The sequence below is a fragment of the Staphylococcus agnetis genome, assembly GCF_011466855.1.
Lineage (GTDB): Bacteria > Bacillota > Bacilli > Staphylococcales > Staphylococcaceae > Staphylococcus > Staphylococcus agnetis.
The window spans coordinates 354,460-372,762 of record NZ_CP045927.1 but is presented as its reverse complement, the minus strand read 5'-3'; the positions used below and the strand labels follow the sequence as shown (position 1 = coordinate 372,762).

Genomic DNA, 18,303 nt, shown 5'->3' with positions numbered 1-18,303 from the left:
AAAGGATGTTCATTATGAAATTAGGTATGTTATTAATACGCTGGATGCTTGCAACTTCTTTTTTAGTTCACGGCACATTAAAATTTGTTGACTTAGATGGCACTATTCACTTTTTGGGATCGCTTGGATTACCTCCTACGATTGCCGTATTAATGTCTATTGTTGAAGTCGTTGGCGGTGTGATGCTAATTGCAGGGATATTAACACCCTATGTCAATGTATTTTATATTAGTGTGATGTTAGGTTCTATTTTCACATTAAAGTTAGGGCGTGGCTATGTGAGTGGTTTTGAATTTGAAATTATTCATATCGTGATGAACTTAGCGTGTATTTGTAGTTACAAATGGAATAAATGGATGCAATTTTATTAATTTGCACCTCCCTATAAGAATGAGACACTATGGCGTCTCATTCTTTTTTTATTGTGTTTTGGACCGTTTTTATATTCTATATTTAAAGTAATCGTATAGCATTTCTCCCCTGTATGTTCACGCCTTATGAATTGTATTATGCGTTTATATTCTAGTATCATAGGGTAAAAGGACTTAAGTATATTCTTAAATGGAGGCAACGTGCATGAATAAAACGATTAAAACGATTATTAACGTATTACCTATTTTTATCGTTCCATTAATAAATGAACGTCAAAAATTCAAAGAACATCCTGAAGTCAAAAAAGTGACGGATGTGACTGTGAATACTTCTAAAACTGTGGCTCATAAAACGACACATGCAGCACACCATGTAAAGTCGACTGCTGGACGTGTATCACACGCAGTTGTATCAAACACAGGTCAGCTTAAAGAAAACTTAGCTACGCAAAAGCGTCGTCGTGATTACAACAAAGCTATGAAAAAAGAAGCTGAAGCACAGCGTTATCGAAGAAAAGAAAATGTGCGTGCACGTGGCGAGGAACTTGAAGCTGAGAACCAAAAAGAAATTAGTAAGTTTAATAAAAAACTTCAAAAGCATATTGATAAGCGCCATAAAGAAGAAACTAAAGCGATTGAAAAACGCCAAAAGCATATGGTTAAAAACTTAGAAAAAATGCAGAAATATGAAGAAAAAGCAGGCCATGTTCCTGGCGATAATGACGCAAATGATTTTGAGCTTGCATCTCCAGCTAACGAAAAAGCGTTTCAAGGAAATAAGGACCGCTCTAAAGTAATGGCAGATGGCGACAAATTAGAACAAAAAAACAAAGTACAATCGCGTAAAATGAATAAAAAGCTTCAAAAAAACATTGAAAAACGTCATAAAGAAGAAGAAAAACAAGCAAAAAAAGATCAAAAGTTACGGCAGAAACAACTCAAAAAAGCTCAAAAAAATGCACCAAAACCATCTGAACACGTTGTAGATAGAGATACTTTAGGCGCTACAGCAAGTACAAAAGCGATGACAGCAGGCCAAGACCAAACAGGCACACCATCTAAAAAAGCGTTAAAACAAAAGAAGAAAGACGAGAAAAAACGTCAAAAACAAGCAAAAAAATTAGAAAAGAAAATACAAAAAAGTGCTCAAAACGTAGACCTAGCTGCTGAAGCTCCGTCTGAAGATAAGTTACCGCCACGCATTAAGTCAATGGCAGAAGTACAATCTTTTGAAGCCCAAACAGGGTTAGTGTCTAAAGATCAAACACCTCAATCATCAGCGCATCATAACACTAAAAATGATGCGAATCAAGGGCCTCAAGATGAGAAAACAAGTTTGAATACAAACGTTGACGAAAACTTGAATCACGCACCACTTTTCAAACAACAATATGCGCAAATGGAAAAACATGTGAAAGACAACGACCAACAACGTAAGGATGAAAAACTGAATAAAGTATCTGATGATGCTTTAAGTAAGTTAAAAAAGTAATATGCGTATACTCATTGATGGCGATGCTTGTCCTGTAGTAGATTCAATTATTGAACTTACTATAGGGACAGGCATTTTTGTATACATATTTCGTAGTTACGCGCATTATTCTAATCGAGATTACCCCTCTCATGTGCAACTTAAATATATTGATGGTGGTCGCGATGCGGTCGATTTTGCTATCATTAAATCGATGCAAGTACACGATCTTATCGTGACACAAGATTACGGACTCGCGAGTATCGCACTTCAAAAATCAAAATATGTCATGCATCATTTAGGCTACTTTTACACTGATGACAATATCGATCAATTATTAACGCAACGATTTTATAGTCAACAGGAACGTCGTAAATCTCGAAGATATTCGAAGGGTCCTAAACCATTCTCCGAAGCACAACGTCATCATTTTGAAGTTGCACTTCAACGCATTATTCAATACGAATTAGAAAAGGAGCACAAATATGATTAAACGAATTGCAGTCTTTTGTGGTGCCAGTAAAGGCCATAACGATATTTATGTAAATGAAGCCTACCAACTTGGAAAATATTTAGCTGAACAACACATCGAACTTGTCTATGGCGCAGGATCTATCGGTATTATGGGTGCCGTTCAACAAGGTGTCCTCGATCACGGTGGAAAAGTAATTGGTATCATGCCTCACTTTTTAGATACTCGTGAAATTACTAGTCAAAATTTAACAGAACTCATCCTTGTTGATTCTATGCATGAACGCAAACAGAAAATATCTGAACTTGCTGATGCATTTATTCTTGCACCAGGTGGGGCAGGGTCATTAGAAGAATTTTTTGAAATTTATACATGGGCACAAATCGGCTTACATCAAAAACCAATTGGCATTTATAATACAAATCAATTCTACCAACCCCTCGTTTCTTTAATACAACATATGATAAAAGAAGGTTTTATAGACAGTAAATATCAACACCTTGCACACGTTCATAACGAACCTCAATCTTTAATTGAACGTTTAAATAATTTTAAACCGATATCTACTAGAACGTATGATTAATGTACCTGAACTACTGTAAAATAATGCAGCATCGCCCTTCACATTCAAAAAGTGCCTAAAGGAAATCATCTACATCTTCCTTTAGGCACTTTGTTGTGGTGTCCATACATATCTTACGTTCTCTTTTAATTCATTGAATTGACTTAATTCAGGTTTATCAAAATAATCGACAAAAGTCATTCCAATTTTTTGCATCACACGGATAGAAGCTGTATTATTTTTTGCTGCAATCGCATAGATGGGTCCTAAATCCATTTTTTCAACATACTTCAAAACAGCTTTAGCCCCTTCTTGCGCTAAACCATTATTCCATACTTCAGGTAGCAATCGCCAACCAATTTCATAAAACGGAAGTTCATCAAATGGATATGGGCTTTCTTTAGTAAGGTAATTTAAACCTATAAATCCAATCCATTGATGCGTTGCTTTTAGTTCAACTGCAAACAACCCAATACCATGTTTTTTCAATGTGCGTTGCATGGCTTCAAAATCGAGTTTAGAACGTTGATAGCTCAATAAACTTGTAAAATAACGCCTCACTTGTCGGTTCGCATTCATTTGTTGTAATGGTAATAAGTCTTCATCTTCCCAATCTCTTAAAATCAGGCGTTCCGTTTCGATATAGACAGACATTGAAATCCTCCTTTTTCAAATATAAAAAAGCGCTCAATAGCTACATTCGCTAAAGAACGCGTTTAACACCTAAAATCTATGCTCTTGAAATGTAACTAATGAGTTGAATTTTAACAGCTTTATCTTTAATACGCGCCATATCTTGACCTTTTGTCGTCGTAAAAATCGCATCTACAAAATCGTTTTTATGATTTAATCGATATGTAGCTGTATACGTTTCCCAGTCATGTTTAAAATTTGGTTTTAACGCAATATATCGATTAATATCTCCTGTAGAATCTACTAATGTGTAACCTGTTATATTTTCGATTTCACGGCCAAGTTCAACTAATGACATTTCACGACCTTCAATGAGATTAAATTCTTTTTCGTACATAGTTCAGTCCCTCTTTTCTCTACAATCATATATGTAATTTTTTACCCTAAACCATCTGAGACGAAACGCACCGCCCACTGTACAACTATTTAATATAACTTATTCTTTCGTGGAGGTTTTCTTATCATTTGAATCTTGAACTGTTTTTTCTTTGTCTTTTACTTTATCATGATGCGCATGTTCAGATGACTTTGATGCGTCTTCATTTGCTTGAGAAGATGGTTTGTCTTTGTGCTTTTCTTTGTCGTTAGTTTTATGCTTCTCTTTAGAAGATGATTCAGGTTTCTTAATATCTTCTTGTACTTGCTGAATTTGATCATCTAATTTTTTGCTTTGTTCTTTTAATTTTTTATTCTCATTCTCTAAACTTTTTTGTTCTTGTTCTAAGGATTTAATTTCATTTTGAAGTTTATCCTTCTCACTTTGCCCACAGCCTGATAAAAGGATGGCACTAGCTATCAATGCACCGAGTACTTTTTTCATTTATCTTCTCTCCATCACTGAATTACTGTGTTCTATTTTATCATGGTTCTATCGTATACGCATCTTTAGTCACTATCCAGTGGCTTATGCATGATGACTTTTTGCACACGATAGCCTAATTTTTCATTTAATGACTGCATCGCTGTATTGGTAGCTAAAACTGTCCCTATCATATGATGGGCTTTAAGTGTTCTAGCCCAATTTTCAACATATTGTTTAAGTTCCATTGCTATACCTTGTTGTCTATAGTCTGGATGGGTATATAAGGACTCAATCGTCACTGTTTTCGATGATTGATCATAATGAGCCCAAATATAGCTTACGACCAGTGTTTCTCTTAATACTACACGGATACACTCTTGTTCATATTGGAGACAACGCAATATCATTTCTTCGTATAATGCACACATCATCGTAGTCACGCCTTTTTGAACTGTAGGGTCCCCTTGCAACATTTGCACATGTTTATGAGCGATGTCTTGAATGCACGCCACATCAGCGTGGGTTATGTTTTTGATTACAGTCTCCTTTCTCATAATAACCTCACCTTAATTCATTTGTATTTTGCACGTAGTCATACTATAATCAATTTAAATTATGCCATAATTTCAAGGAGGTGTGTATGATGAAGTCTGTAGAACAACTCACGCGAGACAACAATGTTAAATCATTACGTTTAAATAATACCGATCGCCAAATTTTTGAAAGTTACATGACTTATGTTCGAGCTGATATGCGCGTGAATGCATATGAATCAGAAAAAGTGTTACAACACATTTTGGATCATCTTTTGAAAGCAGAAGATAAAGGGACGCATGCTATGGATTTCTTTAATCATGACCCTAAAAAACATGCCATACACACCATTAAAACATTACCGAATCATACTATTGTCAATATTTTTAGAACCATTCTTAAGCATTTAATATTATTACTTGGTGTTTTTTGTTTCTTAAAAGGTTTTATTGGTTTTTTCATTAATGATACACGTCTTTATTTATATACATTTCCCATCACATTTGTCATAGGGGTCTTTGTATTGTTTTTATTTATATGGGCGTGCTATAAAATGGTACAACTTCAAGCGTTTAGTTATTCAAGGTTCTCATGGTTTTTTGGTTATATCGTTATTATTGCGTTATTCATCATTTTATTTTTACTGTTTTTCTTTCCTCAAAACTTTTTACAATGGGGTCCGTACATTAATATTGGCAATTGGACATTTATATTAATTTCTTTTGTAGTCATACCAATTGGATTATATATTAATGACCGTCAAGATAAAAAAAATAAAACAGAGACGGCATCTTGGCGTTATAAAGGGACTTAATTCTTCTCATTTTTTCTAAACATATTCAATATAAAAATAGCCTTCAAAGTTCATCGGAACATGAACTTTGAAGGCTATTTAACTTTAACTGTTCTACAGCACATATCATGATGTGCCCTGAATCTGCTATTATTTATCATATTGATGCGTCTTACGTATTGATGAATAACGCATCAATGAAAAACCATAGAATCATTATCAACATCACAATTCCTTGCATGAATGCACTTGAAAAAAATGCGACTAGGGAGCCAAAACTCGCTTTTAGCGCCTTATCAACCGCTCGTTGTTCCATCATTTCAATTACAAATACTAAGATAAATGGCACAATTAAAATTCCAAAAGGAGGTAACACAAAAGAGCCAACGATGACACCTATTAAAGCAGCCCACTCTCCTTTTTTACTACCTCCGAAACGATTGACAAAATAACGATTCATTAATAAGTCAGAAATAAAAATAAATAAAGTTAGGCCCACCATTGCACTCCAAAAAACCCATGATAGTGTGTGTTGGTGAATGCCAAACTGATAAATTAAAAACCCGATCCACAAAAAGAGGACACCTGGAATAATCGGCTTGATTAGACTGAATAATGCAACTGCAAAACATATTACAATCAATAACCAAAATAGTATTGTCATTGCTACATCATCCCTTTCTATTGTGCGTGTGGTTGGACATTCGTTTTTGTTAATAATATTAATAGAAAACCAAGTGCAAGTGACAATGCTGAAACATAAAATACATTGCCAAGTCCAACCCACTGACTCATCGCACCGCCTAATAAATTACCTAATAGTTGTCCTACTACCATTGCATTTGCAAATAAAGTAGACGCATAACCTGGAAATTGCGGTAAAATATCCTGGAAATAGCTGATCCCAATTCCTAACAACACAGCTAAAAAAGCTGCTAAAAAGACTTGCCCTACTAACATCATCGTGACGCTGTTGAAAATACCAATACTTCCAAAAAAGAGCGTACCGCATACTGCGGCAATTGCAAGCAATGTTCTCGTTTCAATTTTGCTTGCTACCATTCCTAAAATAATCATAAAAGGCACTTCAAGACCTGCACATAAACTGGCTAAATGACCTACATACTTTTCATCTTCATGAAGATATTGTGTCACAAATAAAGGCATATTTAATGTATACATCCATTGGCCAATATGCAGCAAGATAAACGCTAAAAACGGAATAATTAAATATGTGTGTTTTAACATTGAAGGCGCATTTTGTTCTAATGTGTGACTACCTCGAATAGGTTGTTTCACTTTCGTCTCTTTGAAGAAAAAGATTTGTAAAATTAATGTTAGTATGATAATTGCTACCGTACCACCAAACAATCCATCATATCCCCAGGATTGATTTAAAAGATTTCCTACTAAAGGACCGAATAAAAATCCGAATGAAAACATCGACCTTAACACTGAATTTGCAAATACTGCACGACTACTAGATGTGGATTGATTAATAGATTCTCTTGCCGAGGCATAAAGTTGTGGCATAGCTGGTGCAAATAACCCTTGAAAAATAGCATATAAAATGATGAATAATAAAATATTATCTACAAAAAATGGCAATGCAAAACTCATTGCTCCCATGAATAATGCACAAATGATAATGACTTTTCTATTGATCGCATGTGTGTCAGAGAAACGTGCCACTATGGTATTCATTGAAAATTGACAAATCGCTGCAAGTGCGAGCAATAAGCCAAATTGGTTCGTGGTCATCCCAAGTTTATTTGTTGCGAATAATACAAAAAAGGGTACCGTTACGGCGATTCCCATTCCAATTAACATCATATTCGCAACAAAAAGTTTATAGTTTTTGATTTGAAGTAATTCTCGAAACATGTGCGCCTCCTTTTTAAATTGTTGATGACGCTGCTACTTGATCTTTTAAAATATTGATGAATGAACTCACTTGAGGCAGTTGTAACATACTGACATCATAGCTTAAATACGTAGAGCGAATGAGCGACTCTTCTTCTATATCCACTTTCACAAGTTCAAACTCATTTTCGTCTAAGTCTTTAACCATAATTTCTGGTAAAATCGTTACCCCTACGCCGCTTAATAATAACGCTTTACATGTCGCCACTTGGTCTACTTTAATACGCGCATGATAATCTTGAGACATGTGATGGTGATACCATGTTTTAATTTGATTGATGTACACGGGATCTGCTTGGAATTCAATAAAAGGTAATTTTTGAAGTTCAGATGCTTTACTTTTAGGATAAATAAAATAATGTTGATCATCCATTAAATGGTCATTATGAAGATTGAGTAGCTGATTTCCTCTCACAATCATAATATGGTAATCGTTATGGTGTGCTTTAATGTGCTCACTTGACCCTACTTGAAGTTGGATTTCAACATTCGGGAATTCGTTCGTATAACGTGACAACACTTCGGGTAATACCGTCTGACCCACTAATGAGGAACACCCAATAGATAACGTACCACTCACTGAGCCGATATGCGCTTTAATTTTATCTTGAAAAAGACGTTCCCGTTTTAGCATCGTTTTAGCATGCTCTATAACCATAGCGCCTTCGATTGTAGTAATCAGCTGTTTTTTGGTACGAATAAATATTTCAACACCAAAGTGACGCTCAATGGATTTGAGACGTTGTGTCACCGCAGGCTGTGAAATATATAAGCGCTCTGCAGCTTTTCTTAACGTGCGCGTTTCATCTAAAGTAATCAATAATCGATAATCATCAATTTTCATATTCACCCTCCTGTAAAAATAAAAAGAAACACTAGACATCACATGTCCAGTGTGCAGAAATATCCTCACAACTTCATGTCTAATTACGATGTTGCTGTGACGTTTATAGCTGCGTACTTCTTTCTGTTTTATGGTATTTATGATTGATTTTTTTATAACAATACATTGCTTTATCGTGAATACTCTCGAAATCTTCATCGATTTGAATCATCAATTGATGTGCAATTACGTAGGCTTCGTGGTATTGTTTTCTGGTAATTTGCTTTGATTTTAATGCGCGTTCCAAATCATCTTGATCTACGAGTTCGTATTTTCCATCAGGTAATACAAGTACATCCAAACATAAATCTACTGTACGCGCTTTACCCTTTTGCGTAATATTTTTTAAATTAATGTCAAAGTAATATTGTAAAGGCTCCCCTTTATCGTTAAACATAACGGTCATACTATAACGTTTCTTTTCCGGCAAAATTTGTAGCCACTGAAAATGATCATTTGCCACAATCATTCGTTTACCAACAACGGTCACCTCCAAAGGCTCTTTCACCTTGTTCATCGTTATCAAACCGATAATTCCTTTAAACTTATTGTTATTTACTTTGACTTCGATATAATCCCGATCTATGAGGCGACGCCAGTGACGTTTATCAATATACTTTACTTTCACAGTCACCAACTCCCTTTTGTTCATTATATATAAACTTTTATATGATGTCACTAAAGAAAGACAAGATGGAGACAGTTCTATATGAAAATAGTATTTATGTTAATTGCAACGAAAGTCTTTTTTCAAATTTAAAGTTTGTTTAAAATAACCCTCACCTCTACTCATCTCATTCATATAATTAAGGGATGATGCCACTTACAAACGTCAAGGGTCTTAATGGTATCGTATGCATCTTAAATTTATGTTTTCATTATAAAAACAGAGGTGAAACATCGCGTTCCACCTCCTAATACACTTACTTTTATAATTCGACGTTATGGAAAACATGTTGGACGTCTTCCAAATCTTCTAAAACATCTATAAGCTTTTCAAACGTTTCTTGGTCCTCTGCAGAAAGTTGTACTTCTGTTTGAGGCAACATTTCGAATTCAGCCACTTCGAATGCTTCTACACCCATTTCTTTTAACGCTTGTTGTACAATGCCAAATTGATCCGGCTCAGCATAAACAATCGTTAAGCCTCCTTCTTCAATCACATCACGCACATCTACATCTGCTTCCATTAAATTTTCTAAAACAGTATCTGCATCAAATCCTTCAAAGGCAAACGTTGCTGTATGGTCGAACATGTAGGCTACAGATCCTGATACACCCATATTGCCACCATTTTTACCGAATGCTGCACGCACGTCTGATGCTGTACGATTTACATTATTTGTTAACGCATCAACAATGACCATAGATCCGCTTGGTCCAAATCCTTCGTAACGTAACGCATCAAAGTTTTCATCGCCACCACCTTTAGCTTTATCAATGGCACGATCTATAATATGGTTGGGTACTGAATACGTTTTTGCACGCTCAAGCACAAGTTTTAAAGCTTGGTTTGATTCAGGATCTGGTTCACCAGATTTCGCTGCAACGTAGATTTCCTTACCAAACTTTGCATAAATACGGCTTGTATTTTTATCTTTTTGTGCCTTTTTTTCTTTAATGTTGTTCCATTTACGTCCCATATTTCCATCTCACTTTCAGTTGCTAATGAATACTTTTTATTATACCGCTTTTATTTTAATATTATCAACTCACGTTATATTAAGATGAAAAGAAAATGTGACGCGTTACGTCATCCACATATTTGGTGTGACTGCTTCCATAGATTAATAAACGACCATCTTGGAAAAACGTCATTGTATAGTGTTTATATTTCAAACGTTTAACATAGGCGTTTTGGTGAAGTATCAAGACTTCTTGTGCAAGTGGTCGCTGAAAATCTTGGGGTGTCAAGCGGATTTGAATAACACCTCCACAAAAAGTCTCAGTATGTTGCTGCTTATATGTCAGTCTTTGGTAATGATGTTTTTGACAGACATCGCAAGCCGCTTCTTTTAATTCAGTGATATCTATTGATTTAAATGTGTTTTTATAAATATCGAAAGCTTTCATTTCAAATGAAAATTGTCCGTGCATCACATAGTGAAATACTTCTGCAACGACGAGACTACTCGCAATATGAACAGCAGGGGGTAAAACACCATACTGCGCACAACTTTCCATTGTCTCGGGTACATCCGGCATGAGACAGTTCAAACATGGCCCATCCTTACCTATTGGAAAAACACTAACTTGACTTCCTACGACTGCACTATAAATATACGGGATATCTAACTTATGACACACCTCGTTAAGCAAATATCTTGGCTCATATCGATCTAGCCCATCTAAAATTAAATCAGGTTGATATTGAAGGAAAAGTGTTTCTGCATTATTTGACGTTAACTCTTTATTTAACGCGTTGATTTCAACATGACTGTTCATCGCATTAAGCCGCTCTTTTAACGCATACACTTTTGGGCGCAGCTGATTGGCGTCTCTTTCTAAGTAACCACTTTGCCGATGTAAATTCGACATACTCACAATATCTTTATCTAATATCGTTAACTTTCCTACGCCACTTCTCACAAGTTGTTCAGCGATACCGCTCCCCAGTGCACCTACACCTACAATAAATGCATGCAATTGCGCTAGTTTTTGTTGGCCTTGTTGTCCAAATGCGTGGAATTTTTCTTGTCTATCATAGCGTGACATTAAAGAAATCCAAGTCCTTCTGATGGACTAGATTGGACGGCATTATACCGAACCGGAATGCGACCCGCTTCATAACTGAGACGTCCCGCTTCAATCCCTTTTTTCATTGCACGCGCCATTTTCACCGGATCTTTAGCACCAGAAATTGCCGAGTTTAATAGTATTGCATCCGCGCCTAACTCCATAGCTTCCGCACAATCTTTTGCAGAGCCTATACCAGCATCAACAATAACTGGAATCTTACTATTTTCAATGATAAAACGTAAATTTAAAGGGTTGCTCAATCCTCTCCCCGTTCCAATCGGGGATGCTAACGGCATGACCGCATGGACGCCTAATTCCTCTAATCGACGAGCTAAGACGACATCATCTGAAATATAAGGACATACGATATAACCTTTTTCTAGCAATTGTTCACACGCGCGATACGTCTCAAAAGGATCTGGTAGTAGTGTATGATCATCGCCAATCACTTCTACTTTAATCATGTCACACACGCTAGCTTCATGAGCAATTTCCGCAATGCGCACAGCTTCTTCAGCTGTTTTAGCACCCGCAGTATTAGGGAAAGTAATAAACTTTTCTAAATTCACATCCGCTAATGGATTGGGCAATGTCTTGTCATATAAATTCATACGGCGTACTGCAAAAGTTAAAACATTTGTTTCTGATGCTTCAATAGCTTGTTTTTGAATATCTACACTTTCAAACTTTCCTGTTCCTAAAAATAACCTTGAATCAAATGAAAAATGTGCAATCTGAAACATATTATCCGCCTCCTACAAATTCTAAAATTTCAATTTGATCACATTCTGATAACGTATATTGTGGCCATACCGACCTTTTTACAACGTGACCATTTATTTCAATTGCCATACGTTTGCTTTCAATATCAAAACATTGAAGCATTTGTGTAATTGTCGTACCTTTTTTGAAATCATGTGTATCTCCATTGATCTTTACTTTCATAACTGTCCCCCTCCTTTCATCCATATAGACCTAACTTGCTTAACGTGAGACACTTTTTGATTAAAAGCCCCGCGAATCATCGCGATGCCTATAAATTGATGTGAAACGTTGACAATAGTAGTTGCATTTATTCCTCCTACAGCCACTAGAGGTAATGATTGCGCTAATACGTGTCGAACCTCAGCTTTCGTTCTGGGCCTTAGACCATGTTTAGATTCGGTTTGAAACAGATGCCCATACAATCCCCATATTGCCCCTTTATCTAACGCATAACGTATCGCTTTAGGTGAATGCACAGACATACTCACTTGCCATGCTTTAGTGTTAAAATGTGCAGGAATGTCGTACTCACGAAAATGAATGCGCTTAATATCGAATTCCTGCGCCAAAGCTACACGTGTGTGAATAATGAGTTTGTGTTTTGGGAATCCTTGATTAAGTAGCATCTGTATCCATAATTTGAGTGCAGGATCTGACATCGGAGTGCGCAGAATGACACCATCAATGAACGAAGCTCTATGTAGTAAACATTGTTGATGTTGTTCATTTAATATTTCAAAAGGCGTAATTACGATGAGCATCACGTCACCTCCTCAAAAAAAATACTACTTTTCTAAACATAGAAAAGTAGCATGCAAATCAAAAAACGTATGCCACTTTCCTACGCCAGCATTATCTGGATCAGGTCAAGGAATTTTAAAATCACTATTTTAATCTCAGCCGTTAATTGACGGCACTTCCAGTGGTAACTTTAACTATTCAATTTTTTATCGACGCGCGTATCGTGCCAGGTTCAGCACATAGCGAATGATTCTAAACAGATTTAAGAATAAATTGAACCCCATCTCACGAGGAGAATAAGCGCCTCTTTTCATTCTATTAAAATCATACAACGTATAAAGTAAAAAAAGCAACAGCCCAACTAATGAAATGAGCGTATGATAAATCGGATTGTGAATGAACCAACCTACTAAACTTGCGACAATTAACGCAATCAACACTACAAATAAGTACTTCCCTAAATTCGACGCGTCTTTAATTAAAAAGAACCCTATACAACCAAAGATGACAAATCCAACAATGGCTAATAATACATTTTTGAAAAATATACTCGGGCCAAGATCTTGTAGTGCAACTGTAAACGTGGCATAAGATAATAACCCTGATACGATGGTATAAATGTGTGACATGATTGGACCACTAAAACGTGCACGCTGTACAATCATTGTAAGCAGAATGAGTATTAACAAGGCAATGGAAAGTGGTTGTCGCCACGTTAAAGGTAAGAACTGTCCAACATACGTTGATATACCAAAAATCAACCAATAATACATAAAAAATAGCCAAACTTTACCATATTGTAACGGATGTGGTTTTATATTTGATTGACGTGTGGGTGATGACATATGCTTACCTCCTATCCAATCCATCAGAATATGTATATGCTAAAACAGTTAATGAATTATTACAACCATTTTAATATTTAACGAACTTAAAAATAGGGTATAGGTCTAAAGTCTTATATTTCAACCTATTCAAAGCTTTTAAAAAAAACACTATGTTTATCACAATATTACACCTTTGTAACAACGCACAAAATGTCTTTAAATTTTGATACCATGAAGTGGAATCTAATACTTAAAGTCATTCATTAAAAAATTATGGATATAAGGGGGCAATACTTTGAAAAAGTTCGCATTCGCACTTACATTTACTTCAGGAGCTGCAGCGCTACTTGTACACCAAGATGCTGAAGCTTCAACACAACATACGGTACAGTCAGGCGAGTCTATTTGGTCTATCGCACAACAATACGGGGTATCTGTAGATCAATTAACACAAGACAATAATTTATCTAACCATATTATATTCCCTGGTCAAGTGCTTACAATTGGTTCAGCTAACAATAACCAAACTGGAAACAACACACCAAATGTATCTCAAGGTAATACACATACCGTGCGCGCAGGTGAATCATTGGACTTAATCGCAGCGCAATATGGTGTAACAGCGCAAGATATTATGAATGCTAACCAATTAAATGGTTACCTTATTTTCCCTAATCAAACATTAACAATTCCTGGCGGTTCAGGTGGCAATGCTACAACAACTTCAGGGTCACCTACAGGCACTACGCAAACATCTAATGGCGGTTATACGTCACCAACATTCAACCATCAAAACCTTTATGATTGGGGTCAATGTACTTGGCATGTATTTAATAAACGTGCTGAAGCAGGCCAACCTATTAGTACATATTGGTGGAATGCAGATCATTGGGCTGCGAATGCTGCGGCTGACGGTTATGTGGTAGATCATAACCCGACTGTTGGGTCAATTATGCAAAACTACGAAGGCCCAGTTGGTCATGTCGCATATGTTGAACGTGTGAATCCTGATGGCAGCATTTTAATTTCTGAAACAAACTATAATACACCACCAGGTACACCAGATTATCGTACAATTCCAGCTTCAATTGCATCATCTTATAATTACATTCATTAAAACGAATCGATTGAACACTATATAAAAATAGGCCACCAAAGCTCATGTATAAATGAATTTTGGTGGCTTATTTTTAATTAACAGGTGTACTATGTTTCATCCCCATTTTTCAGGATTAGCGGAGCACTTATTTACCGTCCCTTTATTGAATAGTATTTATATGCGATGAGGTATGCCCTATTACACATAGAAAAAATCGCCTTCGAAGTTCATTTAAACATGAGCATTCGAAGGCGATTTGAAGTACCATTACATGATTTTTATATTAAAGGTAATCCAGTCTATTATTATATAAAGAGGTTCAAAATGAAATAGAAAATAGCTGCAATGATTGCAGTGATTGGTAATGTAATTACCCATGTCACAATCATACGTTTTGCTGTATTCCAATGAACACCTTTAATTCTATTAGCTGAGCCTACACCTAAAATAGATGAGGATACAACGTGTGTCGTTGAGAGTGGAAAGTGAAGATAAGACGCTGTGAAAATTGTCAATGCAGAAGAAAGGTCTGCAGCTGCGCCATTGGCAGGACGAATTTTCATAATGTTTCCACCGACTGTTTTAATAATACGCCAACCACCAACTGCGGTTCCGAGCCCCATTGCTGCAGCACATGAAATTTTAACCCATAATGCAGGCTCTACGTCTGATTGAAGATTGGCTACGATCAATGCCATCGTAATAATCCCCATTGACTTTTGAGCATCATTTGTACCGTGAGAAAAAGATTGCAACGCTGCTGTAAAAATTTGGAAAAATCGGAAGTTTTGATTCGTTCGTGCAAGATTCGCATTTTTAAATACTTTTTTTACAATTGAATAAATCGTAAACCCGACGATAAAAGCGATGACTGGTGAAAGTAATAATACTAAAACGATTTTCGTAAACCCTTGAAAGTGTAAAATACTAAATGAACCTGCTGAAGCAACCGCTGATCCAGCAATCGCCCCAATCAGCGCGTGTGATGATGAACTAGGAATTCCAAAATACCATGTCACCAAGTTCCATACAATGGCTGCTAAAATCGCTGCTAACACAACAACCAAACCATTGTGAATCGTAAATGGATCAACAATGTCTTTTGTTATTGTTGTTGCTACACCTGTAAAAGTTAAGGCACCAATAAAATTCATAATGGCCGCTAATAAAATCGCATGTCTAGGTGTTAATGCACGCGTAGAAACAGCAGTGGCTACAGCATTGGCTGTGTCATGAAACCCGTTAATAAAATCAAACACTAATGAAAATATAACAATAGCCACCGTTATCAGCACTAATAATTCCATAAGATAGATACTCCTTAGCTATTTTTCATGATTATTGTTTCAAAATTGTTCGCTACTGTCTGACAACGGTCAGCAATATTTTCTAAACTTTCATAGATGTCTTTAATTTTAATTAAAGTGACAGGATCTGTTTCACTGTTAAAGATATGTTTAATGGATTGGCGTAATATGCCATCACAGTTTGTTTCAAATTCTTTAATATTAATAGAATGTACACGCATGTGAGATAGCTTTTTCTCTGACATTAAACCAATTGCTAATTTCATTTCTCCTATGGCTTTTTGGATGTTTTCAACAAATTCGGCCATAAACTCATCTGTGTATTCAATGGAATACATTTCAAACATTGCAGATGTTTCCTCCATTGCATCTAATACATCGTCAATCGCATTACATAAAGACATAATATCTTCACGCTCAATTGGTGTAATAAACGTTTGATTTAAATCTGTAATCACTTGATGCATTAAATCGTCACCATGAGATTCATACGTTTTGATGTTATCTGCATATGTACGTAGATCTAAATGAGTATTGAAATCCATTTTACCGAATTCTACAGCAGCACGATCAAGGTTATAAATCATATCCTCTAAGCGCTCCATAAACTTATCCTTCTTTTTTCTAATCATTTGAAATCCTCCGTTCAACTGTCGTCCTATCCCATTTGTAAACTCATTGTTTATTTAATTATAAATCAATGTTAAATCTTTGTTAACTTATTTAGTGAAAAGTACGCAATTCTGTTATTACTATAGAAACAAGAATTGAAACGATACGTTTTCACTAAAATTTCATAATCCTATTTGAAAATAGCATAAATTTTACATATCTACAATTAAATTTACAAAACCTTAACATTTCTAATTTATTATCGCCTTAAATACGTCATATGCCTACCATTTGGGATAAACTTTCGTAAAATTTTCACATTAAATACACTTGAGTTGCTACGTGAAGCCTTTTAATTGAAGACCATCTATACCAATTACAAAATTTTCATAATTGAACATCAATTAATCATTTAAAGTTATAATCAATTATAGAGTCGATAATAAAAAGTTATCATAAATTCATAACTGTGTGTTATATTGGCAAGCAATTCTTAATCATTTGTCTTTATCATGATGTAAACAACTCGCTGATGCACTAAAAAAAGCCTTTGACAATTCGTAACAAATTTCAAAGGCAATCATAAAGTTTAAGCCACCATCACAAGCACCTCTTGATCTCACACATGTTTTGATAACGTGTGAAATCATAATCACTTAGTGATAGTAAGATCAGTTATACATGGGTGTTTATTACATCACAACAACTCATTGTATCAATTAAAATTAATATGAGTGATTTAAAGTAAGACAAATACCGACCGAATTCATTGATATTTACGACTTTTTATCATTTTTGGTGTAACTCATAAACTCTCCATTGATTTGTTTATGTTGAAGTGTTTGGATACGACATTTCGTATCAAAGCCACGAATAAGCATTTGGTAAAACGGCACTTGAATCATATATGCAATCGGCCAAATTGCTCGTGGAATATAGTCGAATAAATGTACAATAATCCAATTGAATTGAGGAATGTATCTAAATTCAACACATGCGCGTTTCCCTTCTTTTGTATATGAAATTGAACTCTCTTTCGCCACGAGTCGATAGTAGTGCTCATCAATGCGTTCTAGCTCAAATTCAAACAAAAGTTTGTTGTTTTTCTTCTTATAAAACTTGAAACAATCCCCTTCTCTAACGATCTTAACGCGTGTTCCGGTAGTTTGAGAAAGCCAACGGGACATTTCGTCAATAAATGTTTCCATTTCCCAATGTGGTGGCTTAGGTATATGATGCGCAATCCGTATGTCATCATATTTAGCGGCTTGAAATTCTACTGATATGTGTGGTCTATTGATACGTTTACTCGTCGCTCGAACATGAACACCATGTGATTGAAGTTGCGTCACCGTTTCCTGGTCAAATTTGCTTCCTCGCACATACATGATTTCTTGTACATCACAGGCTTTTGCTGCTCTTCCAAAATTATCAGCCGCAATGATATTGAGCTCTTTCGCAAGTGCACGTGTCATTTTCGCCGAATGTTTCGTTGGATCAATAAAAAATACCGCTATATCGATGCCTTCCATTGCTTTTTTCACATCGTAGTAATTATAAATATCCCCTTTTATCCACGTCACGTGAGGATGTGCGTGCTTTTTAGGATATTTAGACATAGTATAAATATCATATTCGGGTGTTAAAGATTCAATTAAGGATTTACCGATTGTCCCCGTTCCACCTGCTAATAATATTTTGAGTCGCAT

Annotated in this window: 23 protein-coding genes and 1 riboswitch; of the genes, 6 read left to right on the top strand and 17 right to left on the bottom strand. The window is 35.7% G+C overall.

Annotation, left to right across the window (positions count from 1 at the left end):
- Nucleotides 1-14: 14 nt before the first annotated feature.
- The 4 genes from GJE18_RS01900 to GJE18_RS01885 all read left to right on the top strand — a co-directional run bounded on the left by GJE18_RS01900 (nucleotide 15) and on the right by GJE18_RS01885 (nucleotide 2,897).
- Entirely contained in the window at nucleotides 15-371 is a 357-nt protein-coding gene (locus GJE18_RS01900) for a DoxX family protein (RefSeq protein WP_165886068.1), read from the top strand.
- 205 nt (nucleotides 372-576) lie between these two features.
- The gene (locus tag GJE18_RS12135; protein ID WP_240928890.1) at nucleotides 577-1,863 is read left to right on the top strand and encodes a hypothetical protein; all 1,287 of its coding nucleotides are present in this window, start codon (nucleotides 577-579) and stop codon (nucleotides 1,861-1,863) included.
- A gap of 1 nt (nucleotide 1,864) precedes the next feature.
- On the top strand, nucleotides 1,865-2,335 hold the full coding sequence (locus tag GJE18_RS01890) for a YaiI/YqxD family protein (RefSeq protein WP_060552411.1): 471 nt from the start codon (nucleotides 1,865-1,867) through the stop codon (nucleotides 2,333-2,335).
- Nucleotides 2,331-2,897, top strand: a complete 567-nt coding sequence (locus GJE18_RS01885) for an LOG family protein (protein WP_165805069.1) — start codon at nucleotides 2,331-2,333, stop codon at nucleotides 2,895-2,897. Before GJE18_RS01890 ends, GJE18_RS01885 begins: the two co-directional genes overlap by 5 nt.
- An 81-nt stretch (nucleotides 2,898-2,978) precedes the next feature.
- On the opposite strand, the gene GJE18_RS01880 is transcribed toward GJE18_RS01885, so the two are convergent.
- From GJE18_RS01880 to GJE18_RS01865, 4 genes are all read right to left on the bottom strand, one after another.
- Nucleotides 2,979-3,530: a GNAT family N-acetyltransferase gene (locus GJE18_RS01880; RefSeq protein WP_060552410.1), complete on the bottom strand. Its 552-nt coding sequence runs from the start codon at nucleotides 3,528-3,530 to the stop codon at nucleotides 2,979-2,981.
- Nucleotides 3,531-3,606: 76 nt separating this feature from the next.
- Nucleotides 3,607-3,906 carry a hypothetical protein gene (locus GJE18_RS01875; RefSeq protein ID WP_037566439.1) on the bottom strand — a complete coding sequence of 100 codons (300 nt, stop codon included), beginning with the start codon at nucleotides 3,904-3,906 and terminating at the stop codon, nucleotides 3,607-3,609.
- Nucleotides 3,907-4,005: 99 nt separating this feature from the next.
- Nucleotides 4,006-4,389, bottom strand: coding sequence for an SA0632 family lipoprotein (locus GJE18_RS01870; protein WP_179142029.1), 384 nt, complete (start codon nucleotides 4,387-4,389; stop codon nucleotides 4,006-4,008).
- A 65-nt stretch (nucleotides 4,390-4,454) separates the two neighbouring features.
- Nucleotides 4,455-4,925, bottom strand: a complete 471-nt coding sequence (locus GJE18_RS01865) for a GNAT family N-acetyltransferase (protein WP_060552409.1) — start codon at nucleotides 4,923-4,925, stop codon at nucleotides 4,455-4,457.
- An 89-nt stretch (nucleotides 4,926-5,014) separates the two neighbouring features.
- Between GJE18_RS01865 and GJE18_RS01860 the strand changes: the two genes are divergently transcribed.
- Nucleotides 5,015-5,719, top strand: coding sequence for a DUF1129 family protein (locus GJE18_RS01860; RefSeq protein WP_037566437.1), 705 nt, complete (start codon nucleotides 5,015-5,017; stop codon nucleotides 5,717-5,719).
- A gap of 151 nt (nucleotides 5,720-5,870) precedes the next feature.
- Here GJE18_RS01860 and GJE18_RS01855 read toward each other — a convergent pair whose 3' ends face one another.
- The 10 genes from GJE18_RS01855 to GJE18_RS01810 all read right to left on the bottom strand — a co-directional run bounded on the left by GJE18_RS01855 (nucleotide 5,871) and on the right by GJE18_RS01810 (nucleotide 13,594).
- Nucleotides 5,871-6,362, bottom strand: a complete 492-nt coding sequence (locus GJE18_RS01855; protein WP_060552408.1) for a DUF456 domain-containing protein — start codon at nucleotides 6,360-6,362, stop codon at nucleotides 5,871-5,873.
- A gap of 17 nt (nucleotides 6,363-6,379) precedes the next feature.
- The gene (locus GJE18_RS01850) at nucleotides 6,380-7,582 is read right to left on the bottom strand and encodes a sugar efflux transporter (protein WP_060552407.1); all 1,203 of its coding nucleotides are present in this window, start codon (nucleotides 7,580-7,582) and stop codon (nucleotides 6,380-6,382) included.
- 13 nt (nucleotides 7,583-7,595) lie between these two features.
- Nucleotides 7,596-8,465 carry a LysR family transcriptional regulator gene (locus GJE18_RS01845; protein ID WP_060552406.1) on the bottom strand — a complete coding sequence of 290 codons (870 nt, stop codon included), beginning with the start codon at nucleotides 8,463-8,465 and terminating at the stop codon, nucleotides 7,596-7,598.
- A 103-nt stretch (nucleotides 8,466-8,568) separates the two neighbouring features.
- Complete coding sequence (locus GJE18_RS01840; RefSeq protein WP_060552405.1) at nucleotides 8,569-9,132, bottom strand: ribonuclease FAU-1 family protein; 564 nt, start codon at nucleotides 9,130-9,132, stop codon at nucleotides 8,569-8,571.
- 301 nt (nucleotides 9,133-9,433) lie between these two features.
- Nucleotides 9,434-10,147 (bottom strand): YebC/PmpR family DNA-binding transcriptional regulator, encoded by a 714-nt coding sequence (locus GJE18_RS01835; RefSeq protein ID WP_037566429.1) that lies wholly within the window; start codon nucleotides 10,145-10,147, stop codon nucleotides 9,434-9,436.
- 79 nt (nucleotides 10,148-10,226) lie between these two features.
- Entirely contained in the window at nucleotides 10,227-11,219 is a 993-nt protein-coding gene (locus GJE18_RS01830) for a ThiF family adenylyltransferase (protein ID WP_060552404.1), read from the bottom strand.
- Nucleotides 11,219-11,986 carry a thiazole synthase gene (locus tag GJE18_RS01825; protein WP_107368358.1) on the bottom strand — a complete coding sequence of 256 codons (768 nt, stop codon included), beginning with the start codon at nucleotides 11,984-11,986 and terminating at the stop codon, nucleotides 11,219-11,221. Before GJE18_RS01825 ends, GJE18_RS01830 begins: the two co-directional genes overlap by 1 nt.
- Before the next feature lies 1 nt (nucleotide 11,987).
- Complete coding sequence (gene thiS, locus GJE18_RS01820; RefSeq protein ID WP_107368359.1) at nucleotides 11,988-12,188, bottom strand: sulfur carrier protein ThiS; 201 nt, start codon at nucleotides 12,186-12,188, stop codon at nucleotides 11,988-11,990.
- Nucleotides 12,185-12,769: a thiamine phosphate synthase gene (locus tag GJE18_RS01815; RefSeq protein ID WP_060552402.1), complete on the bottom strand. Its 585-nt coding sequence runs from the start codon at nucleotides 12,767-12,769 to the stop codon at nucleotides 12,185-12,187. The genes thiS and GJE18_RS01815 overlap by 4 nt, the downstream gene beginning before the upstream one ends.
- A gap of 60 nt (nucleotides 12,770-12,829) precedes the next feature.
- Nucleotides 12,830-12,939: riboswitch (TPP riboswitch) on the bottom strand.
- A 16-nt stretch (nucleotides 12,940-12,955) separates the two neighbouring features.
- A complete protein-coding gene (locus GJE18_RS01810) occupies nucleotides 12,956-13,594 on the bottom strand; it encodes a Bax inhibitor-1/YccA family protein (protein WP_107368360.1) in 639 nt (212 codons plus the stop codon).
- Between the two features lie 277 nt (nucleotides 13,595-13,871).
- Here GJE18_RS01810 and GJE18_RS01805 point away from each other — a divergent pair, with 277 nt between their 5' ends.
- The gene (locus GJE18_RS01805) at nucleotides 13,872-14,693 is read left to right on the top strand and encodes a CHAP domain-containing protein (RefSeq protein ID WP_060552400.1); all 822 of its coding nucleotides are present in this window, start codon (nucleotides 13,872-13,874) and stop codon (nucleotides 14,691-14,693) included.
- 287 nt (nucleotides 14,694-14,980) lie between these two features.
- On the opposite strand, the gene GJE18_RS01800 is transcribed toward GJE18_RS01805, so the two are convergent.
- The 3 genes from GJE18_RS01800 to GJE18_RS01790 all read right to left on the bottom strand — a co-directional run bounded on the left by GJE18_RS01800 (nucleotide 14,981) and on the right by GJE18_RS01790 (nucleotide 18,303).
- Nucleotides 14,981-15,982 carry an inorganic phosphate transporter gene (locus tag GJE18_RS01800; RefSeq protein ID WP_060552399.1) on the bottom strand — a complete coding sequence of 334 codons (1,002 nt, stop codon included), beginning with the start codon at nucleotides 15,980-15,982 and terminating at the stop codon, nucleotides 14,981-14,983.
- Between the two features lie 14 nt (nucleotides 15,983-15,996).
- Nucleotides 15,997-16,614 carry a DUF47 domain-containing protein gene (locus GJE18_RS01795; RefSeq protein ID WP_039646860.1) on the bottom strand — a complete coding sequence of 206 codons (618 nt, stop codon included), beginning with the start codon at nucleotides 16,612-16,614 and terminating at the stop codon, nucleotides 15,997-15,999.
- Between the two features lie 756 nt (nucleotides 16,615-17,370).
- Nucleotides 17,371-18,303, bottom strand: coding sequence for an NAD(P)H-binding protein (locus GJE18_RS01790; protein ID WP_060552398.1), 933 nt, complete (start codon nucleotides 18,301-18,303; stop codon nucleotides 17,371-17,373).